The organism is Salaquimonas pukyongi, from assembly GCF_001953055.1.
GTDB lineage: Bacteria > Pseudomonadota > Alphaproteobacteria > Rhizobiales > Rhizobiaceae > Salaquimonas > Salaquimonas pukyongi.
The window spans coordinates 543205-563292 of record NZ_CP019044.1 but is presented as its reverse complement, the minus strand read 5'-3'; the positions used below and the strand labels follow the sequence as shown (position 1 = coordinate 563292).

Annotated in this window: 16 protein-coding genes; 5 read left to right on the top strand and 11 right to left on the bottom strand. The window is 57.1% G+C overall.

Going from position 1 to position 20088, the window contains the following annotated elements; all coding sequences use genetic code 11:
• Window positions 1-238 precede the first annotated feature (238 nt).
• From BVL55_RS02725 to BVL55_RS02685, 9 genes are all read right to left on the bottom strand, one after another.
• Window positions 239-2887 carry a TIGR02302 family protein gene (locus tag BVL55_RS02725; RefSeq protein ID WP_162841436.1) on the bottom strand — a complete coding sequence of 883 codons (2649 nt, stop codon included), beginning with the start codon at window positions 2885-2887 and terminating at the stop codon, window positions 239-241.
• An 87-nt stretch (window positions 2888-2974) separates the two neighbouring features.
• The gene (locus BVL55_RS02720) at window positions 2975-3886 is read right to left on the bottom strand and encodes a pirin family protein (RefSeq protein ID WP_075995623.1); all 912 of its coding nucleotides are present in this window, start codon (window positions 3884-3886) and stop codon (window positions 2975-2977) included.
• Window positions 3887-4043: 157 nt separating this feature from the next.
• The gene (gene phoB / locus BVL55_RS02715; RefSeq protein WP_205410836.1) at window positions 4044-4745 is read right to left on the bottom strand and encodes a phosphate regulon transcriptional regulator PhoB; all 702 of its coding nucleotides are present in this window, start codon (window positions 4743-4745) and stop codon (window positions 4044-4046) included.
• A 91-nt stretch (window positions 4746-4836) separates the two neighbouring features.
• The gene (gene phoU, locus BVL55_RS02710; RefSeq protein WP_075995622.1) at window positions 4837-5562 is read right to left on the bottom strand and encodes a phosphate signaling complex protein PhoU; all 726 of its coding nucleotides are present in this window, start codon (window positions 5560-5562) and stop codon (window positions 4837-4839) included.
• A 12-nt stretch (window positions 5563-5574) separates the two neighbouring features.
• Window positions 5575-6351: a phosphate ABC transporter ATP-binding protein PstB gene (gene pstB, locus BVL55_RS02705; RefSeq protein ID WP_244530614.1), complete on the bottom strand. Its 777-nt coding sequence runs from the start codon at window positions 6349-6351 to the stop codon at window positions 5575-5577.
• 65 nt (window positions 6352-6416) lie between these two features.
• Complete coding sequence (pstA, locus tag BVL55_RS02700; RefSeq protein WP_075995620.1) at window positions 6417-7775, bottom strand: phosphate ABC transporter permease PstA; 1359 nt, start codon at window positions 7773-7775, stop codon at window positions 6417-6419.
• Complete coding sequence (gene pstC, locus BVL55_RS02695) at window positions 7772-9232, bottom strand: phosphate ABC transporter permease subunit PstC (RefSeq protein WP_075995619.1); 1461 nt, start codon at window positions 9230-9232, stop codon at window positions 7772-7774. Before pstC ends, pstA begins: the two co-directional genes overlap by 4 nt.
• A 73-nt stretch (window positions 9233-9305) precedes the next feature.
• Complete coding sequence (locus tag BVL55_RS02690; protein ID WP_075995618.1) at window positions 9306-10349, bottom strand: substrate-binding domain-containing protein; 1044 nt, start codon at window positions 10347-10349, stop codon at window positions 9306-9308.
• 188 nt (window positions 10350-10537) lie between these two features.
• A complete protein-coding gene (locus BVL55_RS02685; protein ID WP_075995617.1) occupies window positions 10538-11620 on the bottom strand; it encodes an ATP-binding protein in 1083 nt (360 codons plus the stop codon).
• A gap of 340 nt (window positions 11621-11960) precedes the next feature.
• Between BVL55_RS02685 and BVL55_RS02680 the strand changes: the two genes are divergently transcribed.
• The 4 genes from BVL55_RS02680 (at window position 11961) to BVL55_RS02665 (ending at window position 16547) form a co-directional block, all read left to right on the top strand.
• Window positions 11961-12983 carry an NAD-dependent epimerase gene (locus BVL55_RS02680; RefSeq protein ID WP_075995616.1) on the top strand — a complete coding sequence of 341 codons (1023 nt, stop codon included), beginning with the start codon at window positions 11961-11963 and terminating at the stop codon, window positions 12981-12983.
• A 47-nt stretch (window positions 12984-13030) separates the two neighbouring features.
• Window positions 13031-14284, top strand: a complete 1254-nt coding sequence (locus BVL55_RS02675) for a hypothetical protein (RefSeq protein WP_075995615.1) — start codon at window positions 13031-13033, stop codon at window positions 14282-14284.
• A gap of 161 nt (window positions 14285-14445) precedes the next feature.
• Window positions 14446-15432: an MraY family glycosyltransferase gene (locus tag BVL55_RS02670; RefSeq protein WP_075995614.1), complete on the top strand. Its 987-nt coding sequence runs from the start codon at window positions 14446-14448 to the stop codon at window positions 15430-15432.
• A 77-nt stretch (window positions 15433-15509) separates the two neighbouring features.
• Window positions 15510-16547 (top strand): glycosyltransferase, encoded by a 1038-nt coding sequence (locus BVL55_RS02665; RefSeq protein ID WP_075995613.1) that lies wholly within the window; start codon window positions 15510-15512, stop codon window positions 16545-16547.
• On the opposite strand, the gene BVL55_RS02660 is transcribed toward BVL55_RS02665, so the two are convergent.
• Window positions 16544-17575 carry a glycosyltransferase family 2 protein gene (locus BVL55_RS02660; protein WP_075995612.1) on the bottom strand — a complete coding sequence of 344 codons (1032 nt, stop codon included), beginning with the start codon at window positions 17573-17575 and terminating at the stop codon, window positions 16544-16546. The genes BVL55_RS02665 and BVL55_RS02660 overlap by 4 nt on opposite strands.
• Complete coding sequence (locus BVL55_RS17255) at window positions 17572-18504, bottom strand: glycosyltransferase (RefSeq protein WP_162841435.1); 933 nt, start codon at window positions 18502-18504, stop codon at window positions 17572-17574. Before BVL55_RS17255 ends, BVL55_RS02660 begins: the two co-directional genes overlap by 4 nt.
• A 274-nt stretch (window positions 18505-18778) precedes the next feature.
• On the opposite strand from BVL55_RS17255, the gene BVL55_RS02650 reads away from it, so the two are divergent.
• Entirely contained in the window at window positions 18779-20056 is a 1278-nt protein-coding gene (locus BVL55_RS02650; protein WP_075995610.1) for a DUF2793 domain-containing protein, read from the top strand.
• Window positions 20057-20088: the final 32 nt, after the last annotated feature.

The following is a 20088-nucleotide window of genomic DNA, read 5'->3' as shown; positions in this document are numbered from 1 at the left end:
GGACCTGCCAGTCCTTTCGCAAACTAAATAGCTGATTTTACTAGGTTTTACAGATGAACAACGGTTAACGGGCGGTAAACCGGCACAACAGTGCAACCACGGTTTTTACCGCTTGTTTACCCTGGTCCAGGGCCCAGTCCCTTTACGAAACGGCGAGAAAAATGCCTGCTGTCGCTGCAGGGTCAAATCGGGACGAAAGTTCAGAAATTCTGCACCAGTCATCCAACCAGGACACGCTCTAACGGCTTTTCAGCAGTCTTTCCAGATAGTTGCGCTCCAGGAGCGGCCGCAGCGGATCGGAAAGGCGGCGGCGGATGGCTTCCATGATCTCGCGGGCGCGCTGCGCATCGACCTCACCGGGGATGCGGGTATCGCCATCATCGATCCGGCCACGTGCCTGGTTACGGCGCCCGAGCGGATCGGTGCCGTCCTGGCGCTGCTGGGGATTGCCGGCCTGGTCCGACGGCTGTTGGCCGCCCTGATTACGATCGCCCGCCATTTGCTGCATCATGGATTGCGCACCACGGCGCAGTGCATCCAGCGCCTGGCCTTGATCACCTGCTGCGGCACCACTGTCGCCCTTGCCGAGATTTTCGCCTGCTTCAGCCATTTCCTCACCCGCCTCACCAAACTGTTCTGAGGGATCGAGGCCCAAATCCTCCAACTGCTGACCCAGTTCGCCCAATTGCTCGCGCAGGGCTTCCTGCTGGCGGCGCAACTGTTCAAGTGCCTCGGCGAACTCCTCAGGTGTCATCTCGCCTTCACCATCCTGCGGATTGTTCTGGCCCTGCTGGTTTTGCCCCTGCTGATTTTCGCCTTGCTGGTTTTGCCTCTGCTGCTGGCCCTGGCTCGGTTGACGGCGTTGCATGGAAAATGTTTCTTCCATCAATTCCTGCTGACGCTGCATGAGCTCGGACAATTGGTCGAGTGCCTGATTAAGTTCATTGCCTTCGGCGCGGCGCTGCTGCTGATGCTGACCGGCCATGAGGTTGTCCATCATGCGCTGCAATTCACTGAGCAGCTCCCGTGCCGCATCCTTGGAGCCGGATTTTGCCAGATCTTCGATACGCTTCATCATGCGTTCAAGATCACGCTGGGTCAGAAACTCGAAATTGTCCATGTTGCGCATGGGATTGTTCTGGATCGGGTTTTCGGCAAGTTCTCTTGCCATCTGCTCCAGAAAATCGTTCATCGCCTGACGCAACTCTTCCATCAGGCGCTCGATCTCCTCATCACCAGCACCGTTCTCCAATGCTTCGGAGAGTTTTTCCTGTGCTTCCCGCAGCCGCCGCTCTACCTCCGAGAGGTCGCCAAGTTCCAAAGCCAGCGCTGTTTCCCACAATACATTCATGGCTTCGCGCAGCTTGTCATCGCTCGGCGCGCGGGCAACCATCCGGTAGGTGCTGCGCAGAACGATATAGGCCCCCATGTCCATGCTGAATGTCTCAGGATGCGTTGTCACCGCATCAAGCAGATCGGCAACAAGAGGGGCATCATTGGCATTGAGGGCCAGGATACGGCGCTGTTCCACCAGCGCCCGTGCAAGGGGATCGGCAAAATTTCGTCCTGGAAGAACAAAGCGCGCCGGTTGCGACCTGCCTATCTGTCCCGGATCGTCCTTTGCCTCCAGCACGAGCTCAACTTCGCTGCCGGCCCATGGATGGCTCGACAGGTCCCGGTTCACCTTGGTGGCGCCGCTTTTTGCGCGCGCGCGCGGCAGTGGCAGCGGCAATTGCGGTGGCTCCACCAGGGGACGGGCATCAGGATCGCTTTCCGGTTTCACGCGGGAAAACAGGGCGCGTGCGGAAACCACACCATAGTCGTCCTCGACCGAATAGTTGAGTTCCAGTGCGCCACTGCGGGCAGCAGCCGGCATTTCATCAAGCCTGATAACCGGCGCCACGTCCTGTTCGACGGTCACTGCCCAGGAAGCCAAAACCTCTTCGCCGACCAGCACCTCGAGTTGGGCATCTTCTTCCAGCACGCTTGAAAAACGTACAGCTTGCGTCGCATCCCCTGTATCGCGCTGCAGTGGCTGCGTTGTGCCGGAGGTGCGCAGGCGGGCTGAAATCGTATGACCGATGCCTTCCAGGTCCACATGGCGTATCGTCAGGGCGCTGCCCGACAGGGTCGTCACCGCACCGGGCGTAACTCTGCTGCCATCTTCTCCGGCACTGCCTTCGCCGTTCTCCTTCACCAGAGCGGCGGTTTCCAGATACAGAGGCGGCTTTGCCGTGTAAGTGGGTGGCGTGATCCACACATCCAGGCGGGAAAGAATGGCGGCCCGGTCAAGTTGTGGACCGAAGGCGTCGCCAACACGCCCTCCATTGAGGCTGTAGGAATAGCCAAGGGCTGCAAATGCGACAATCGGCACCAGGGCGCGCAGGGCGTAGCGGTCATACCGGTTGCCGTCGGGAGATACCGTGCCCGAGGAGAGATCTTTCACTTTTTCCGCCATGCGCCGGCGGTGCTCTTCCCATAACGCGGCCGCAAACGGATCGGCTTTATTCGCCTGCCGGTCCACCTGCGCCGTCACCGGGCGGTGAATCAGATCGGAAGCCTTCTCGATCCGGTCGATGGTTTCCCGGGCGTTCGGCGCACGCCACTGACGCAGCGGCATAACGGCCCACAATCCGGCCACGGCAAACAGGCCAAGCGCGACATAGCGTGCCCAATCGGGAATACGCGTCCACACACCAAGCCAGGAGACGGTAAGAAACAGGCAGAACAGAACAAAGGCCGGCACCAGCAGGGGCCACAGCCTTTCCCAGGCAACCGCCAGCCAGGCGAGGCCACGCACCAGCAGTCCGGGCGCCGCGCCGGCTGGCGGCTCGCCGCGGCTATCGGGGGCGCTTTCCGCCCGTCCTGATTTGCCGGAACGGTTCACATCGATCCTGTCCGTTTCACATGACGGTACACTAGCACAGATTACGGCGATATCGAGGGCGATCAAGCAAGCTTGATCTACAGGTTATCATGCCGACTTCTTGATGAATGTTCCGTCATTAAGCTCGCGGATGGCGGCTTGCAGCTCTTCACGGGTGTTCATGACGATGGGCCCGTGCCAGGCGACCGGTTCCTGGATCGGCGCACCAGAGACAAGAAGAAAGCGGATGCCTTCTTCGCCGGCCTGTACTGCAATCTCATCGCCGGTGCCAAACAGTACAAGCGACCGGTCACCGGCCTGCTCACGAATATGCAGTTCCTGGCCATCGACTTCCTTTTCAAGCAATACGCCAAACGGGTCGGAAGCGTCAGCAAAGATGCCCGATCCCTCGAACACATAGGCAAAGGTTTTTTGCCATGTATCGGCCGGCAGAATCTTGCGCACCCCGGCAGGGACAAACACATCCAGGTAACGGGGGTTGGCGGCGATTCCATCCACGGGGCCGGATTTGCCCCAGAACGAGCCGCAGATCACTTTGATCCGGGTGCCGTCGTCATCGATGATTTCCGGTATTTCCGCGGCTTTTACATCCTGATAGCGCGGATCTGTCATCTTCAACGCAGAGGGCAGGTTAGCCCAGAGCTGAAAGCCGTGCATGCGGCCTTTCGTGTCACCCTTGGGCATTTCCTGATGCAGGATGCCGGAACCTGCCGTCATCCACTGTACGTCTCCGGCCGCCAGCGCTCCGGTATTACCCAGGGAGTCGCCATGTTCGACGGCACCATTCAATACATAGGTGATGGTTTCGATGCCGCGATGGGGATGCCAGGGGAAGCCGCGCAGATAATCCTCCGGATTATCGTTGCGGAAATCATCAAAAAGAAGGAAGGGATCGGCAAGCGAAGGATCGCCGAAACCAAATGCGCGATGCAGTTTTACGCCGGCTCCTTCAAGGGTCGGCTGGGCCTGCGAAATCCGGGTAGTGGGCCGAATGGACATGGTGTTTTTTCCGTTGGCTCTCGTTCAGCTTGGTTGTTTCGCTGATATGTAAGCCAGCCGGAACGCCCTTCAAGCTTGCCCTTCTCTACGGAGCGTTCACTTTTTGTGACGGTATCATGTTCCATTGTTCACTCGCCGCGCCGGTCGATATTCACACCTAACCCTCATAATCCAGGGAATAACCGGCGGCGCGCACGGTGCGGATCGGATCGGCCTTGCCCTCCTGCCGAAGGGCCTTGCGCAGCCTGCCGACATGGACATCGACCGTACGGTAGTCGATTTCCATATCCTGACCCCAAACCCTGTCGAGCAGTTGCCCGCGGCTCCAAACGCGCCCGGGACGCTCCATCAGGACGGTAAGCAGCCGGAATTCGGTCGGCCCAAGCTTTACCGGTTTGCTGTTTCGGATGACCTTGTGCTGGACCTGATCGAGAACGAGATCGCCGTGAACCAGCGTTTCGCCCATGCTGGCAGGGTTGGCACGCCTCAGCAGCGCGCGGGCGCGGGCCAGCAGTTCATTAACCGAATACGGCTTTACGACATAGTCGTCGGCACCGGTATCAAGGCCCCTCACCTTGTCCGTTTCCTCGCCGCGGGCCGTCAGCATCATGACGGGAATCTGCCGCACTTCCGCATCGCGCTTTAATTGGCGGCAAACCTCGATGCCGGAAAGCTCAGGCAGCATCCAGTCGAGAACAATGAGATCGGGGCGCCTTTCACGGGCGAGCAACACACCCTCCTCACCATCCGCCGCGGTGATCGTGCGGAAGCCGGTCTTGTCGAAATTGTACCGCAACAGCTCCGTCTGGGCGGGCTCATCCTCAACAATAAGGACAAGCGGCGGTTCAGTTGACACCATTTGCATAACCTGGGACTCGAAACCTCTATGGGTTTGCTGTTCATTTTAAATCCGGTGACAGCGCAACATGCCCTGCACAAGCGACCGGAGCCTAGTTCACTGCCTTGACCGGCTTTTGCGCGATCGAATCGACAAGATCGCTTTTCGGCCTGTCATCGTCGGGGAGTTCACCATTGACGAGATAGGAAATCTGCTCGGCAATGCCGGTTACGTGGTCGCCGATACGTTCAAGGTTTTTTGCAATGAAAAGCAGGTGCATGCAGACGGTGATGTTGCGCGGGTCTTCCATCATATGAGTTAGGAGCTCACGAAACAGCGTGTTGTGCATGTGATCGACCTCTTCGTCCCGCTGGCGCAGCTCGTCGGCCATTGCCACATCGCGCGAAACGAAAGCATCGAGCACGTCGCCCACCATTGCCTTGACCATTCTGGCCATGCGTTTGAGCGTATTTGCAGATGAGCCTACTTTGGCATCTCCTTTGATAAGCACTGCCCGCTTGGCGATGTTCTTGGAATAGTCGCCAATCCGCTCGAGGTTGGAGGAGATGCGCAGGGCGCAGACTATGGTGCGAAGATCGCCTGCAACCGGCTGGCGCAGCGCAAGTATGCGAACCGCCAGTTCGTCGGTCTTGACTTCCAGGGCATCGACCTTTGCATCATCCTTGCGGACCTTATCGCAAAGCTCCATGTCGCCGGTTATCAACCCTTCCATGCTTTCGGCAATCTGCGTCTCGACAAGGCCGCCCATTTCAAGAAGCAGGCTCTCGATTGCGCCGAGTTCCTCGTCGAAGGATTTGACAATGTGGGAGCTTTCCATGTTTTTCTCCGATCAGCCGTAACGGCCGGTAATGTAGTCCTGAGTGCGCTTGTCGTCCGGATTGGTGAACATTTTATCGGTTTGATCGACTTCCACGAGGTAGCCCAGATGGAACATGGCAGTGCGCTGGGACACCCTTGCGGCCTGCTGCATGGAATGGGTAACAATGACGATCGAGTAGTTCTGGCGCAACTCGTCGATCAACTCCTCTATCTTGGCCGTTGCAATGGGGTCCAGGGCAGAACAGGGTTCGTCCATCAAGATGACCGAGGGCTGGACAGCGATTGCCCTTGCAATGCACAACCGCTGCTGCTGACCGCCGGAAAGCCCGGTTCCCGGTGAATCCAGTCTGTCTTTCACCTCTTCAAAGAGACCAGCCTTTTGCAGGCTGGTGACCACGATTTCCTCAAGGTCGCTCTTCGATCTGGTCAAGCCATGGATGCGCGGGCCATAAGCAATGTTTTCCCGAATTGATTTCGGAAAAGGATTGGGCTTCTGGAAAACCATGCCGACCCGCGCCCGCAATTCGACCACGTCCACACCGGGACTGTAAATGTCCTCACCATCCAGCGTGATCGTCCCGGTAACACGGCAGATGTCGATCGTGTCGTTCATCCGGTTGAGGCATCTCAGAAAAGTCGACTTACCGCAGCCTGACGGTCCGATCAGCGCCGTAACCTGGTTTTCGAAAATGTCGAGATTGACATCGAACAACGCTTGTTTGTCCCCGTAGAAGACGCTGACATCCTGGCCGCGCATCTTCACCGCATCGGCTGCCTTTGGCGCCATTGTCTCTTCTCCGGCATCATCTGCAACTGAATTCTTTGCATATACATCCATGGCTGATGTTCCTACTACCAACGGCGTTCGAAGCGGCGGCGCAAGAGGATCGCGATGCCGTTCATGATGACGAGGAAGATCAACAGGACAATGATTGCACCTGATGCTCTTTCCACAAAGGCGGGATCGCCGCGCTGCGTCCAGTTATAAACCTGAACCGGCAAGGCCGCAGCCGGGTCGAAAAAACCTTCCGGCGGCGCCGAGGGATATTCGCGCACAAAGGCCACCATGCCGATCAGCAGCAAAGGCGCGGTTTCCCCAAGCGCCTGGGCCAGGCCGATGATCGTGCCGGTAAGAATACCGGGCGCTGCCAGCGGCAGGACATGGTGAAAAATGGTCTGCATCCTGGAAGCCCCGATACCCAGTGCTGCTTCGCGGATCGACGGCGGAACAGCCTTAAGGGCGGCGCGGGTTGCGATAATGATCGTCGGAAGGGTCATCAGCGTAAGGACCAGCCCCCCGACTATCGGCGCTGACTGCGGCAGTCCTGCATAATTGATGAAAACCGCAAGTCCGAGAATACCGAATACGATCGACGGAACCGCCGCCAGATTGGCGATGTTGACCTCGATGATATCGGTAATCCGATTGCTCGGTGCAAATTCCTCCAGATAAATTGAGGCGGCAACGCCGATCGGCAAGGAAAGGCCCAGAACAACCAGCATCATGTAAGCAGAGCCCAGAATCGCCACGCCGAGTCCGGCAGCTTCCGGGCGTGTGTCAGACGCATCGGGCGCGGTAAGGAAGTCCCAATTGAACCGGGTCTTGAGGAAACCGGCCTCCTTTAATTCATCGGCAAGCATCAATTGTGCCGGAGATACGTTGCGGTCGATCTCTGCGGTCTCCATTGTGACGCGGCCCTTGTAGTAGCCGTCAATGCGCCCATCCGTCAGCATGTCAAAGCTCACGGTCTGGCCCAGTTTGGAGGGATCGCCCAAGACGAGGCTTCTGAGGGAGGCTGGCGCTTCTTTCGAAATGAACCCCTTCGTGTCTTTCTTGGTCAAACCTTCAATGGTGATGCCGCGTTGTTCGATGAGGTTCGTTAGCGCTTTCTCGATCAGCGGGGCGTAAACGAAGGTCGTTGCCTTGCGCAGCTCTTTGGGATCCCGGTTGCCTGTCTTGTCCAGCTTTGCCGGGTCGAGATGTACTTCAAGCGTGACGAAGGTCTGACGGAAGGATGAGGCGCCATTGTAGAGAATGGACGACAACAGTCCCACCAGCGCCAGGATGCCCAAGGCAACAGCGACAAGGCCCAGTAATTTGAACCGTTTTTCGGCTGCGTGCCGGTGCCGGGTGCGGTCTCCCCGCTCCAGGAGCGAACCGGTATGGCGCACGCCCGTTGTAGCGGCGGAAGCGGAGGTCGTATCGGTCATTCGTACTGCTCCCGGTATCTGCGCACGATGTAAAGGGCGAGAACATTGAGGCCGAGGGTGAAGACAAACAGGGTCAGGCCCAGCGCAAAGGCCACCAGCGTTTCGGGACTGGCAAATTCCGTGTCGCCGGTCAGCTGGCTCACGATCTTGACGGTCACAGTTGTCATCGCCTCGAAGGGGTTAAGGTCGAGCCGGGCTGCGGCGCCAGCGCCCATCACCACAATCATCGTCTCGCCGATTGCCCGGCTGGCAGCGAGCAGAACAGCGCCCACAATGCCAGGAAGGGCGGCTGGAATGATGACCCTCTTAATGGTCTCGGACTGCGTTGCACCCAAACCATAGGAACCATCACGCATGGCCTGCGGCACGGCGTTGATGATGTCGTCCGACAGTGAGGAAACAAACGGTATCAGCATGATGCCCATGACCAGGCCTGCGGTCATGACCGAGGAAGAGGAATTGCCCAGGCCAAAGGGTTCCGCGATCCAGTCACGCAGGAAAGGTCCAACCGTAACGAGCGCGAAAAGGCCGTACACAATGGTCGGAATACCTGCCAGGATTTCGATTGCCGGTTTGGCAAAGCTGCGAAGGGATCTGCCGGCATACTCGGCCAGATAGATTGCAATCATCAGACCAATCGGCACAGCGACGACTAGCGCCACCAGGGAGACGTAAAAGGTACCCCAAAGAAGCGGAATAATGCCAAGATCGGAACCACCGCGGAATTGCGGGTTCCAGACCGTTGAGAGGAAGAAGTCCTCGGCGGGGTAGATCCTGAAAAAGTTTATGGTTTCAAACAGCATCGAGGCAACGATGCCGACCGTGGTCAGGATCGCGATCAGCGAGGAGGCCATCAGCAATATGCGAACGAATGTTTCACTCACATTGCGGGCGCGCATCGCCGGTCTGATTCGGCTCCAGGCAACAGCACCGAAGATCAGCGCAACGGCCAACACTGCGATGTTTCTGAGAAGGGTCGCTGTCTTGCCGATTTCGCGATAGGATTTGGCCGCCTCGAAAACAACCGGCTGGACATTGGAACCAAGCGCGACGCCGACTTCGGCAAGTCGATTGCGGACATTGGAAATGTCAGCGCGCATTACAGCAAGGTCATTCTCGCTGATGTTTTTCTGATCGACGAGGGCATCGAGGCCGTCGGCTATGCGCCGCACATCGGCCATGACGAGGCTTCTTGCGCCGCCATCGGGGATCACGCTGTTGGGAATCTGAGAGCTGATCTGATTATCAATGAGCATCGGCTGAAGAAACAGCCAGGCAATCATCAAAACGAAAGCCGGAACCGCAGTAAACAGGGCAACGGAATGTCCGTAATAGCCCGGCAGCGAATGAAGGCGAACTCTGTCGCGTTTGGCCAGGAACAGGGCGCGCTGGCGGCCCAGAATGAACCCTGCGACCATCAGTGCAAGCACGATGAGTGTAAGTATTCCCGGGGTCATGCCTCATCCACCGAAGGTTGGAGAAGGCGGCGCCGAAATGGGCAGGGCGCCGCCTTTTTCTGCAATTGCAGGCTTAGTTCATCGGGCCCATGGGGGTGCGATTCTTGACCATTTCCTGGGTCTTGGCGAGTTCAGGATCGGAAACAAGACCATAGGCAGCCAGCGGGCCGTCCGGACCGGCCATTTCATCAGAAACGAAAAACTCAACATATTCCTGCATGCCAGGGATCACGCCGAGGTGGGCGTTCTTCACGTAGAAGAACAGCGGCCGCGAAACCGGGTATCTGCCGGAGGCGATGGTTTCAACGGACGGCTGAACGCCATTCATTGTTGCCACCTGCAGCTTGTCGGTGTTGTTCTGATAGAAGGAAAGGCCGAACACGCCGATGCCGTTCTTGTTGGCGTCAACACGCGCCAGCGTTTCGGTATAGTCGCCATCGATGTCGATCGATACGCCGTCGGTACGCAGTGCGATACAGGCTTTTTCGGCAGCTTTCTTGTCGTCGCCATTGGCAGCCTTGTGAAGGTCAAACGCACCGGTTTCTTCGCAGCCTGCCTCAAGAACTTTCTCATCGAATACTTCACGGGTACCGTGCTTGGTGCCGGGAATGAAGGCCAGGATTTCCTGAGCCGGCAGGTCCGAGCGAATCTCGTTCCACATCTTGTACGGGTTGTCGACGAGTTCGCCGTCCTTGACGATCTTGGCAGCAAGGGCGTTGTGCCAGTCAGCCGGCGTAAACGCATAGTTCGGTCCGCTGATGCTGGAAGCAAAGACGATGCCGTCATAGCCGATACGAACTTCCTGGATTTCGGTCACACCGTTGGATGCACAAAGGTCGATGTCCGACTGTTTGATGCGTGAGGATGAGTTGGCGATATCGATGGTGTTTTCGCCAACCCCCTCGCAGAGCTTCTTGCGGCCTGCGCCTGAGCCACCGGACTCAACAACTGGCGTAGGAAAATCAAAGTTTTCGCCGAAGGCTTCTGCAACGATCGAAGCATAAGGCAGAACGGTCGAAGAGCCGGCAATCTGAATTTGGTCGCGGGCTTCGGCAACGCCAGCCGAAAGGGCAAAAGCGCCGGCAAACAATGCCGCAGTGGTCTTGGTTGGCAACATGATGTGCCTCCTGTGTCGTGTGTTTGATTGGCAAATTCCCGTCAGCGCATTCTTGCCTCATCGGCGCATCAACTGCTGACAGGCGCCGGTCTAGGAGCTGGCGATGAAGGAGGTATGTCACTTTGGTGACAGTTCCGTGACAGTGGATAAGTCAGCGGCTTCCAGGAGGTGTTATCGGGCGAGCGCCGTCAAAGTTGCGCTGCTTCGCCTTCGGATTTTCCGGCCGCCGGCAGGACAACCCGGAACTGGCTGCCGATCCCCGGGTCACTGTCGATGCGAAGGCGTCCGCGATGGCGTCCGACAATGTGCTTGACGATGGCAAGTCCCAGGCCGGTTCCTCCCTTGTCGCGGGAACGATGGGTATCGACCCGGTAGAAGCGTTCGGTCAGCCGGGGAATGTGTTCGCGGGCAATCCCCTCGCCCTGATCGATCACCGTGACGGTGACTGCCTTGCCGCGAATGCCCGATTCGTTGTCCGACCATCCGACCTTGACCCTGATGGTGGAATCCGGGCGGCCATATTTGATCGCATTTTCAATCAGGTTCTGGAAAACCTGGGTAAGTTCGTCTTCACTGCCAAGCACTCGCGCCGTCTGGTCGGATACCTCCAGTTCAACCGTTTTGCGTTCCTTCTCGGCAAGACCGGCAAGCGTTTTCAGCAGGCGCTGCAACACCAGGGTTACATTGACAACACCTTCAGGGCGGACGCGTTGATTGGCTTCCACCTTGGAGAGTGAAAGAAGATCGGAAATCAGCCGCACCATGCGTTGGGCTTCACCAGCCATAAGCGCCAGGAAGCGCTCGGTTGCTTCCATGTCACCTTTTGCCGGCCCCTGAAGGGTTTCGATGAAGCCGTTCAGCGAGGTCAGCGGCGAGCGTAGTTCATGACTGACATTTGCCACGAAATCGCTGCGCATTTGCTCCGCTTCAAAAATGTGGGAGATGTCGGACAAGCCAACCATGACCTGTTTGCCGCCGTCCTTGTCTTCATCAAGGCGAACAATGGTGACATCATAGACGATGCGGTACTGGCTCTCGACGGAAATCTGCAGCGATCTTGATTCGGCACCGAAAAGAACCTCGTCAATCGCTTCCAGGCAGGCCGGATTGCGAATGATACGCACGAAGCTCTGACCTTCAAGCCCTGCACCAAATTGCAATCCGGCTGCATGGTTGGCAAACAGAATCTGACGCTGCGCGTCCAGAATGAAAATCGGGTCACGGACGTTTTCGACAATCTTTCGGTAAAGGCTTTGCGGTTCTGCTGTCACAATCGGCGCGGGCCAGAAACGGTGGGATCAATCCAGGAGCTCGGTTCGATCTTATATCAGAACGACGCTGCCTGTCTTGGTTAAACACAAACCGGAGAAAATGCGTCTCCGAAAAGCTGGGGCCAGCTGCGTCAAACCGCAGATTAGCCCATGAACTCACAATCCAAAGCCTCAGCTCCATTGTGATGCAGACGGCTTGCAAGTAAAAGGGCGGCGAACATGTCCGGCATGTTTCCCAAACCGCTGCTTCCTTACCGGTTGCATTTGGTTGGGGGCGTTAATCGCAGTGCCACATACGTAACCGGACAAGACCACGAACAGCGATCGCGGACCATAATCGATGAAAATTCTGGTAACCGGAAATGCGGGTTTCATTGGCTTCCACGTAGCAAAACGGCTCATGGAACGCGGCGACACCGTTATCGGCATCGATGTCGTCAATGACTACTATGATCCTGAAATCAAGGAAGCCCGGCTGCGCATCCTTGACGAAACCGCGCGCAAGACCAATTCCGGCTATGCCTTTATCCGCGCCAATCTGGCAGACGGTGGGGCCGTGGATGCGGCATTTTCCGAATACAAACCGGACCGGGTCATCAATCTTGCTGCCCAGGCGGGCGTGCGCCACAGCCTGTCCCATCCACAAGACTATGTTGAATCCAACATTGTCGGGTTCACCAACATTCTGGAAGCCTGCCGCCATCATGGCGTTGAGCATCTGACCTACGCCTCCACATCTTCCGTATATGGCGCAAACACCAGGATGCCGTTCAGTGAGCACATGGGTGTGGACCATCCGCTTCAGTTTTATGCCGCCACCAAACGTGCAAACGAGTTGATGGCGCACGCCTACAGCCATCTTTTCAACCTGCCCACGACGGGATTGCGCTTCTTCACGGTTTATGGGCCCTGGGGAAGGCCCGACATGGCACTGTTCCTGTTTACCAAAAACATTCTCGAGGGAACGCCCATCAAGGTATTCAATCACGGCAATCACACCCGCGATTTCACCTATGTTGATGACATCGCCGAGGGTGTGATCCGCACCAATGACAAGGTTGCCAGCACGAATCCCGACTGGTCCGGTGCCGACCCGGATCCGGCCACCTCTAATGCGCCTTTCCGGATATTCAACATCGGCAACAATTCCCCCGTTAAGCTGGCCGATTACATTGAGGCTATTGAGGAAGCCACCGGCAGGAAGGCACGCAAGGAAATGCTGCCCCTGCAACCGGGAGATGTGCCTGATACCTTTGCTGACGTGTCCGAGCTCGTTGGCGAGGTCGGATACAAACCGGCTACCGAGGTGAAGGAAGGCGTTGCCCGGTTTGTTGCCTGGTATCGCAAGTATTTCGATGTCTGACAGGCACAGGCCAAGCTGCCCTGTTCACAAAGGCTACGTCAACGCCCATGACCGTTCTGCAGGCAAATGACGGCAAACAAACCCTGGATGGGAAACTGGCTGCGGCCATATCGCTGCCTGCGGGCGGCTTTCCCCTGCTTGGCAGTATCGCAAGCGGGCTGACCGGGCTGATCGGGCTGGCCGGATTATGGGCCTATTGGCGGGGCCACCTTCGCCCGGCAAGGTCAACATTCACAACCTGCATGACCGCTGCAATAGTTCTCTATATCCTGTCGGCCCTGCTTTCCCTGGCAATGCATCCATCCGACAGCGGAAACCAGAATCAGTTCCTGATGCGCCTTGCTTTTCTGTGGTTTCTTCCGCTTGCCTCCCTCATTGCCCTGCTGCCACCTGCCCACATTGTCAAAACGGCCGAGATCGCCGCCTGCATCGGCGCGATGGCCGCCGGCCTGATTGCCGTTCTTGAGGTTGTTTTCTTTCGCGAACGCGCCTGGGGAAATGCCGGAAATCCGGGGCCCTATGCGCTGATTGTCTCTGTGCAATATGCCATCTGTGTTCTTGCATTGGGCAATAAAGGGCCAAAGGAGCAGATGTTTTTTGCGGCCGGTGCAGCGGCTGCGGCCTGGTGTATCCTTGCTTCAGGCATGCGATCCTTTTTGCCCGTCATTGTGCTGTTTCCCGCCTTGCTTGCCGTGCCCGCGATTGCAAGGACCGGAAAGGAAAAGCGGTTTGGAGCCGGTGGCAGGCAGGCTGTTTTCCTTATCGCGATACTTGCCATTTCGCTCGTCATGGTCCTCTCACATGAACGCATATGGGCGTTGCACAATGAACTCAGCATGGTGTTTTCAGGCGTGCCAAGTGACACATCCCTGGGGCACCGTCACGCAATGCTCCTCTATGCAAATGAACACCTCACGGATGCCTGGCCGCTTGGTATCGGCCAATCGGCGGCCATGGCTGGATTGGAGACGTACACCGCTTCCAATTTCGGTTTCTCACTTGAAAAAACCCATCTGCACAACGTGTTTCTGACTGCCTATTTCAGGGGTGGTATCCTGGACCTTGCCACAACCACCCTGTTCATCCTTGCATTGCCGCTTTGCGGGTTCATCCACTGGTTGTCGGGTGAAGGCGGCTTTCACTGGAGGCTTGCATCGGCGGTGTGGTTACCGTATTTACTCGGTTCTCAACTCAACCTTGCATTGGGGCATGACGTTCTCGACCATTTCCATGTGTTCATGCTGGCGGTGATCGCTGCATTGAGTTCCTCCGGAAACCGGTTGCGGACAGGCAAGGGGTAGTTCTCGAACCCGTTTCGGTGTGGCTATTCCCGAAATCCGTTACCTCCATCAACCGCTGGTCTTGCAACCTGCGGAAATTGGACGGTACACGTTCCCATCTGCAGGTTTGTTGGCAGGGCAACTGTATTCGGTGTGGGGCGATGCACGGACACCTATTTGCAATGGCATTGATCGCTTGGGCGTTGTTTGCTTGCCTTCTGACCGCAATTGTACTTGCGGTCATAACCCGTATAGCGCCGGCTGATTTTCTGATTGCACACCGGCATGGCAATCCGGTCCACACAAGCAAGCCCCGCCAGATCGGCGGCCTGGCCATCATGCCGGCATGCCTGTTGAGCTATTTAGGGGTGATCGCAATTGCTGGTGAAATCTACGCAAGCCCGCTTGCGGCAATCACATCCATGGTGTTGCTCTTTATCGTCGGATTTCTGGACGATCTTTACGGACTGTCAGTAGCAAGCCGCCTGGCTGTACAGTTTTTTGCAGCCTTTCTATTTCTTCCGATGGTGATGGCCAACACAGTTGCGTTGTCTGCCATGGAAAGCTGGATGCTTGCGGCGATACTGGTCGTAGGCATTGCCTATTGGATCAATGCCGTGAACTTCATGGACGGCCTTGACCTTGTGACCGTTGCCGGCCTTGGAATTCCACTCGCATTTTCGGGTTTTGTGCTGGCAGTCTGTTCGGATGCGGTGCCCCACAGCGCCATCATTGCGATACTTGCAACCGCATGCCTGGCCGGTTTTGCAGTTTTCAACCGCCCGCCATCGACCGCCATTCTCGGTGATGCCGGAAGCTATTTTCTGGGCGCCGCAAGCGCGCTTGCCATTATCGCCATGGCAACCAGTTTTTCTGTCGTGGCTGCGGTGCTGCCGTTTCTCTACTATGCAGCCGATACCGCCACGACGCTCCTGATGCGCCTGCTGTCAGGGCGGAACATCTTCAAGGCACATACCCAGCACGCCTATCAGGCTGCCTATCGCAAATTCGGACGCGAACTGCCGGTTATCGCCAGCATTGCCGCGCTCAACACCCTGCTTTTGATCCTCGCATGGGCCAGCTTGAGCGCCAGCGCAAATCTCCAGCTCGTGCTCCTGTTTGCCGGCTGTGTTGCAAGCGGGGTGCTGATCTATCTTTTCAGAAAGTAGCCGGAACCTGCCAGCCAGTCACCAACATCAGGTCACCACCTCACGGACAGGAAACAAAGGCCGGACCCAGGACCAGTATGAAAGTTCTCTTTCTTTCCAGCGCTCCACCGCCGAAAATTCCCGGCACCGACGCCGTCCATCAGGAAATGACGGTGCTCGCAGATACCGTCAGCGGGGAGATTGTTCACCTGCATCCGTTTGAAAACCCGGCATGGCGCTTTCCCATGGCGGCCATGGGGCTTACACGCCTCCCTCAAATCCTGAGCCAGGCAGCAAAAAGCGATGTGGTGCACGTGATTAACCCAACGCTCTACGCCTTTCCGTTTCTGCGGATGATCAAAAAACCCATTGTCTATACCGTCTCAGCCTCACTTGGACCGGCCGTTCCACTTCAAAAAACCGGTTTTCTCGATCGCCTTGCTGCCGTGGTGGTTTCCAACACACGGGATGAAGGAAAACTGAAACAGCTTGGCCTGACGAACGTCTGCAGGGTGAATCCGGGTCACGATCTTTCGAAATTTGCAAAGTTGAGAAAACAGCAGGAACGTCCGGACGGCGGACAGATCAAGCTTTTATCCGCCTCAGCACCATGGACACTTTCGCAGTTTGAGACCAAGGGCATCGATGCACTGCTGGCTGGCATTGCAGCCTCCAGCCGGCTTGCGCTGACGCTGGTGATGCGCGGCAGTTTTCGGGAAATGGTTGAACAAAAAATCGGCACCCTGGCCATTGCCGATCGCGTCACCGTGCTTGACGGGGGGCAGGACATCGCTGCCTTGATGACAAACCTTGATTGTGCCGTTCTGGCCGCAACAACACCGGACGTGGTGAAAGCCTGGCCTCATTCCTTGCTGGAGGCGCTGGCGGCCGGGCGGCCTGTCATCGTAAGCGGACAATTGCCGATTTCAGATTTTGTTGAAAAAAGCGGCTGCGGGATTGTTCTGGAAACCGTCAATGCCGGGGCAATCGCGCAAGCTGCAGAGGCGATCGCGGATGATCCCGAACCCTACTTTACTGCAACAAAGGCATTTCGGTGGAAGGATTTTTCACCTGAAGTCATGATTCAGTCCTATCGCGCCATCTACCGTGCAGCAGCAGAACGCGGCCAGGCCTAAATGGGGTCAGACTTCCAACTGAACTGCCTGAGGCGACGTGAGATCAATTCTCGGATCGAAGGTTTCGGATGCTCTCTTGAAAGCAGTCCTTCGATGTCGCTTCCTTCCAGAACGGTTGTTGTCCGCACCGACCGTCTCTTGCGCAAAAGGGATGGCAAATCCCGGGCAAGCAGAGCCATGCCACTCATCAAAGCCTTCAGATTGCCGTGGGAAAATGCGAAATGAACCTGTCCGTACAAAAGCTCTCCAAGATGGCGGTACAGCAGTCTTGCAGGAAGGTTCTTGATCAACAACGCCATTCGGTTGCGGGTCGTCAGGGCAAGGTAACGCGTCTTCGGCATGGCCGATCCATGGCCTTTGTGCTGCACCCTGGCAGCGGGTTGCAACCAGTGCCGGTATCCGGCCAGCCGGCAACGCAGCCCGAGATCAACATCTTCCAGATAGGCGAAGAAGCCCTCATCAAATCCTTCCAGCCGGGAGAAAACACCGGCGCGATAGAGCACTGCTCCGCCACAGGGCGAAAATATCTCGGCCTGTTCATGGTAGTGTGCTGCAGGCTCTCCATGGCCATGCTTTTGGGCATAGCCATACCAGGACAGAACATCCCCGGCATCATCAACGAGGTCTGGCTTCTGCAACATCGTCATCAGCGGCATGACGGAAGCAATGTCATCGGGTGCACCTGCAAGCGTGTTTTCCAGTATCTTGATGCAGGCAGGCGCCACAACGGTGTCGGTATTGAGAAACAGCAGAAAATCGCCCTTCGCAATGGCTGCGCCACGGTTAACAGCATGGGCAAAGCCGGTATTGCGATCCAGCCTGATGATGATTGCCTCGGGAGCCTTGTCTTGAACAATCGCAAGTGAGCGGTCAGTTGAAGCGTTGTCGACCAGAATGACTTCGAGCGGTTTGCGGGTTTGCGCCGAAAGCGATGCCAGGCAGGCTTCCAGCCACGCTTCTCCGTCAAGATTCGGGATGATCACCGATACGCGGCTTGACTGGCCACCGGCAGGAGACGGGCTTTTCATGAGAGTCGCTTCACGGGCTGCCTGTGCCGTGGCCCGAAACGCCCCGACCAGCCATCGCGCACCGCGGCCAGGCATGCACCTGCCCGGGCCCATTTTCCGCGAACAAGGGACTTTCCGGCTTCCAGTGCTGCGATGAAGCTCCATCTCAGGAAAAGCGGCAGCTTTTGGCCGCCGCGGTGTTTGGTGATGAACAAAAACCGGTTTCTCAGGGAATAGTAGAGATAGTCCCCTTCCCGCGTTGCACGCTCCGCCATATCAGCGTGATGAATGGCGCGGACGGTTGTGTCGACGGCAACCAGGAAGCCTGCCGCCTGTGCACGCCTGCACCAGTCCGCGACTTCCCCGGAAAAGAAATACCGTTCGTCGAACTGACCGATCTTCTCCCAGGCCGTTCGATCGCATATCAGGGCAGTGCCCATGACATATTCCGGATAGACGTAACGTCCGCTGGAAATACAGGCATTCCTGCCTTCATGCCGGATGCGTGTCTGCCGCCCCTGGCTGATGTCCCGGCCGCCCGCAAACTCTACTTTCTGCTTGCCCCGCCGCTCAACGACGAGTGGCCCGACGGCAGCAAGACGTTCCGTTTTTCCGAACGCTCCAAGCAGCCGTTCAACATCCGGTTCCCCAATCTCAGCATCGCAATTGAGCAACAAGATCCTGTCCGCACCGAGCGCCAGGGCTCTTTCGATGCCCGCATTGTTGGCGCCGCCAAATCCCGTGTTTCGAGCCATCTCGATCAGTTCGATACGCTTGCTGCAGGCTTTGCGCAGGTCCGCCCGCCCCTCACCAGTGTCGCCGTTGCAGACGACAATCAGCAAAGGGCGCACGATGCGCCATTTCCGTATCTGATGAATGCAGGAAAGCGTGCGTCTGGCATGAAACCAGTTGATCAATACTACTGCGAGCTGGTGTTTTTCTGCCCCCACATCGCACCACCGTCGATTGAATCGCTGAGCGATCACCTATCACGATTTCCGGCCGATGACGAGCCATCCAAGCCTGTGTCGAACGCCAAATGCGGGGATAAATACAAAGGCAAAAGATATTTGTCACCAGATGTGCTGGCAGCGCATCGGTGTGCTCTTTTCCTACAACAGGCTGATGGTGCTGCAATGGCAGCCTGGCATTCGTTGAGCCACTTATGCCCGCGCATCTTCAAGTAATGGAATATTTTCCTATCTTTCAGCTGGAACCTGCTCGATGGAAATATCTTCCAAACTCGCCCTGCCTTACCTTCTGCCGCAACAAGCTCAAAAACACGTCACCCACAATGAAGCCCTTCGCATGCTCGATGCGCTGGTCCAACTATCAGTAAAACGGCGCGATGATAGCGGCCCGCCAGCCAGCCCCGCTGAAGGAGACAGATATGCGCTTTCGGGCAGTCCCACTGGTGTGTGGGAGGGTCAAGGCGGCAAGATCGCAGCGTTCCAGGACGGGGCCTGGGCATTCTTTGTGCCGCAAACCGGCTGGATTTTGTGGGATGAAGAAGAGGAAGAAACCCTGGTCTGGGACGGATCAGGCTGGCGGCCCGCCTTTTCCATGCCTTCAAGCCTGGATGGTTTGACGGGCATAGGCATCAACACCGCGCCAGACGCAAACAACCTGTTGGCCGTCAAGTCCGATGCAATTCTGTTTTCCCACGATGATGCAACACCCGGCAGCGGCGATGTGCGGCAAGTGCTCAACAAGGCTACTGCCGCCGATACGGCAAGCACCCTGTTTCAGACCGGCTTTTCCGGGCGGGCGGAGTTTGGCCTGACCGGAGATGACGACTGGCATGTAAAGGTCTCGGCCGATGGAACAAACTGGAAGGAGGCGTTGGTGGCAGATGGCAGCACCGGGTATTTGGGCGTTGGCACCAACAATCCCTATCGCCCGGTTTCAATAGACATGCGCGGTTTTCCGGAACTTGGTGCGGGACAGGCAGGCTTGCAGATTGTCGGTGAAAAAGGAAGTGAACGGGCAGAGTTCAAATCCATTGTGGCCACCGGCATTGGAGCGCCCAATGCGGCGTTCCAAGGTTATGGTGCACGCGGCACCATCGACTCACCTTCCGCCACCCTGGATAATGACAAGTTCTTCCAGGTTCTCGGATCGGGCTATGACGGAACACAATTCGTAGTACCCTTGGCCTGTTCAATCGAAATGAGAGCGGACGGTGATTGGTCCACAAGCAGTCACGGCGGGTTTATCCGGTTTTTGACGACACCTGCCGGATCGACTGTCAGCGCAAAGACAGAACGCCTGCGTATCACCTCGACTGGAAACATCGGAATTGGCACTTCGGCGCCCACATGCCGGCTGGATGTGGCGGGCCCGGCCCGCGTGGGCGCATACACGGTCAGTACGGTACCGAACCCGTCCACCTGTGGAGCCGGCGCAATCATATATGTTTCCGATGAAACTGGCGGGGCGGTGCTGGCATTTTCCGACGGGGCAAACTGGCGCAGAACAACAGATCGCGCCGTGGTTTCCTGACGCACTGGACAGAATTTCTCCCTGATGCCTCA

Excerpts from the sequence above, each read along its gene's own strand:
- phoB (WP_205410836.1), bottom strand. The coding sequence starts at position 4,745 with ATGGTGTCAACTGAACCGCCGCTTGTCCTTATTGTTGAGGATGAGCCC.
- BVL55_RS02665 (WP_075995613.1), top strand. The coding sequence starts at position 15,510 with ATGAAAGTTCTCTTTCTTTCCAGCGCTCCACCGCCGAAAATTCCCGGC.
- pstB (WP_244530614.1), bottom strand. The coding sequence starts at position 6,351 with ATGGCGCCAAAGGCAGCCGATGCGGTGAAGATGCGCGGCCAGGATGTC.
- BVL55_RS02720 (WP_075995623.1), bottom strand. The coding sequence starts at position 3,886 with ATGTCCATTCGGCCCACTACCCGGATTTCGCAGGCCCAGCCGACCCTT.
- BVL55_RS02675 (WP_075995615.1), top strand. The coding sequence starts at position 13,031 with ATGACCGTTCTGCAGGCAAATGACGGCAAACAAACCCTGGATGGGAAA.
- BVL55_RS02650 (WP_075995610.1), top strand. The coding sequence starts at position 18,779 with ATGGAAATATCTTCCAAACTCGCCCTGCCTTACCTTCTGCCGCAACAA.
- phoU (WP_075995622.1), bottom strand. The coding sequence starts at position 5,562 with ATGGAAAGCTCCCACATTGTCAAATCCTTCGACGAGGAACTCGGCGCA.
- pstC (WP_075995619.1), bottom strand. The coding sequence starts at position 9,232 with ATGACCCCGGGAATACTTACACTCATCGTGCTTGCACTGATGGTCGCA.
- BVL55_RS02680 (WP_075995616.1), top strand. The coding sequence starts at position 11,961 with ATGAAAATTCTGGTAACCGGAAATGCGGGTTTCATTGGCTTCCACGTA.
- BVL55_RS02690 (WP_075995618.1), bottom strand. The coding sequence starts at position 10,349 with ATGTTGCCAACCAAGACCACTGCGGCATTGTTTGCCGGCGCTTTTGCC.
- pstA (WP_075995620.1), bottom strand. The coding sequence starts at position 7,775 with ATGACCGATACGACCTCCGCTTCCGCCGCTACAACGGGCGTGCGCCAT.
- BVL55_RS02670 (WP_075995614.1), top strand. The coding sequence starts at position 14,446 with ATGGCATTGATCGCTTGGGCGTTGTTTGCTTGCCTTCTGACCGCAATT.
- BVL55_RS02660 (WP_075995612.1), bottom strand. The coding sequence starts at position 17,575 with ATGAAAAGCCCGTCTCCTGCCGGTGGCCAGTCAAGCCGCGTATCGGTG.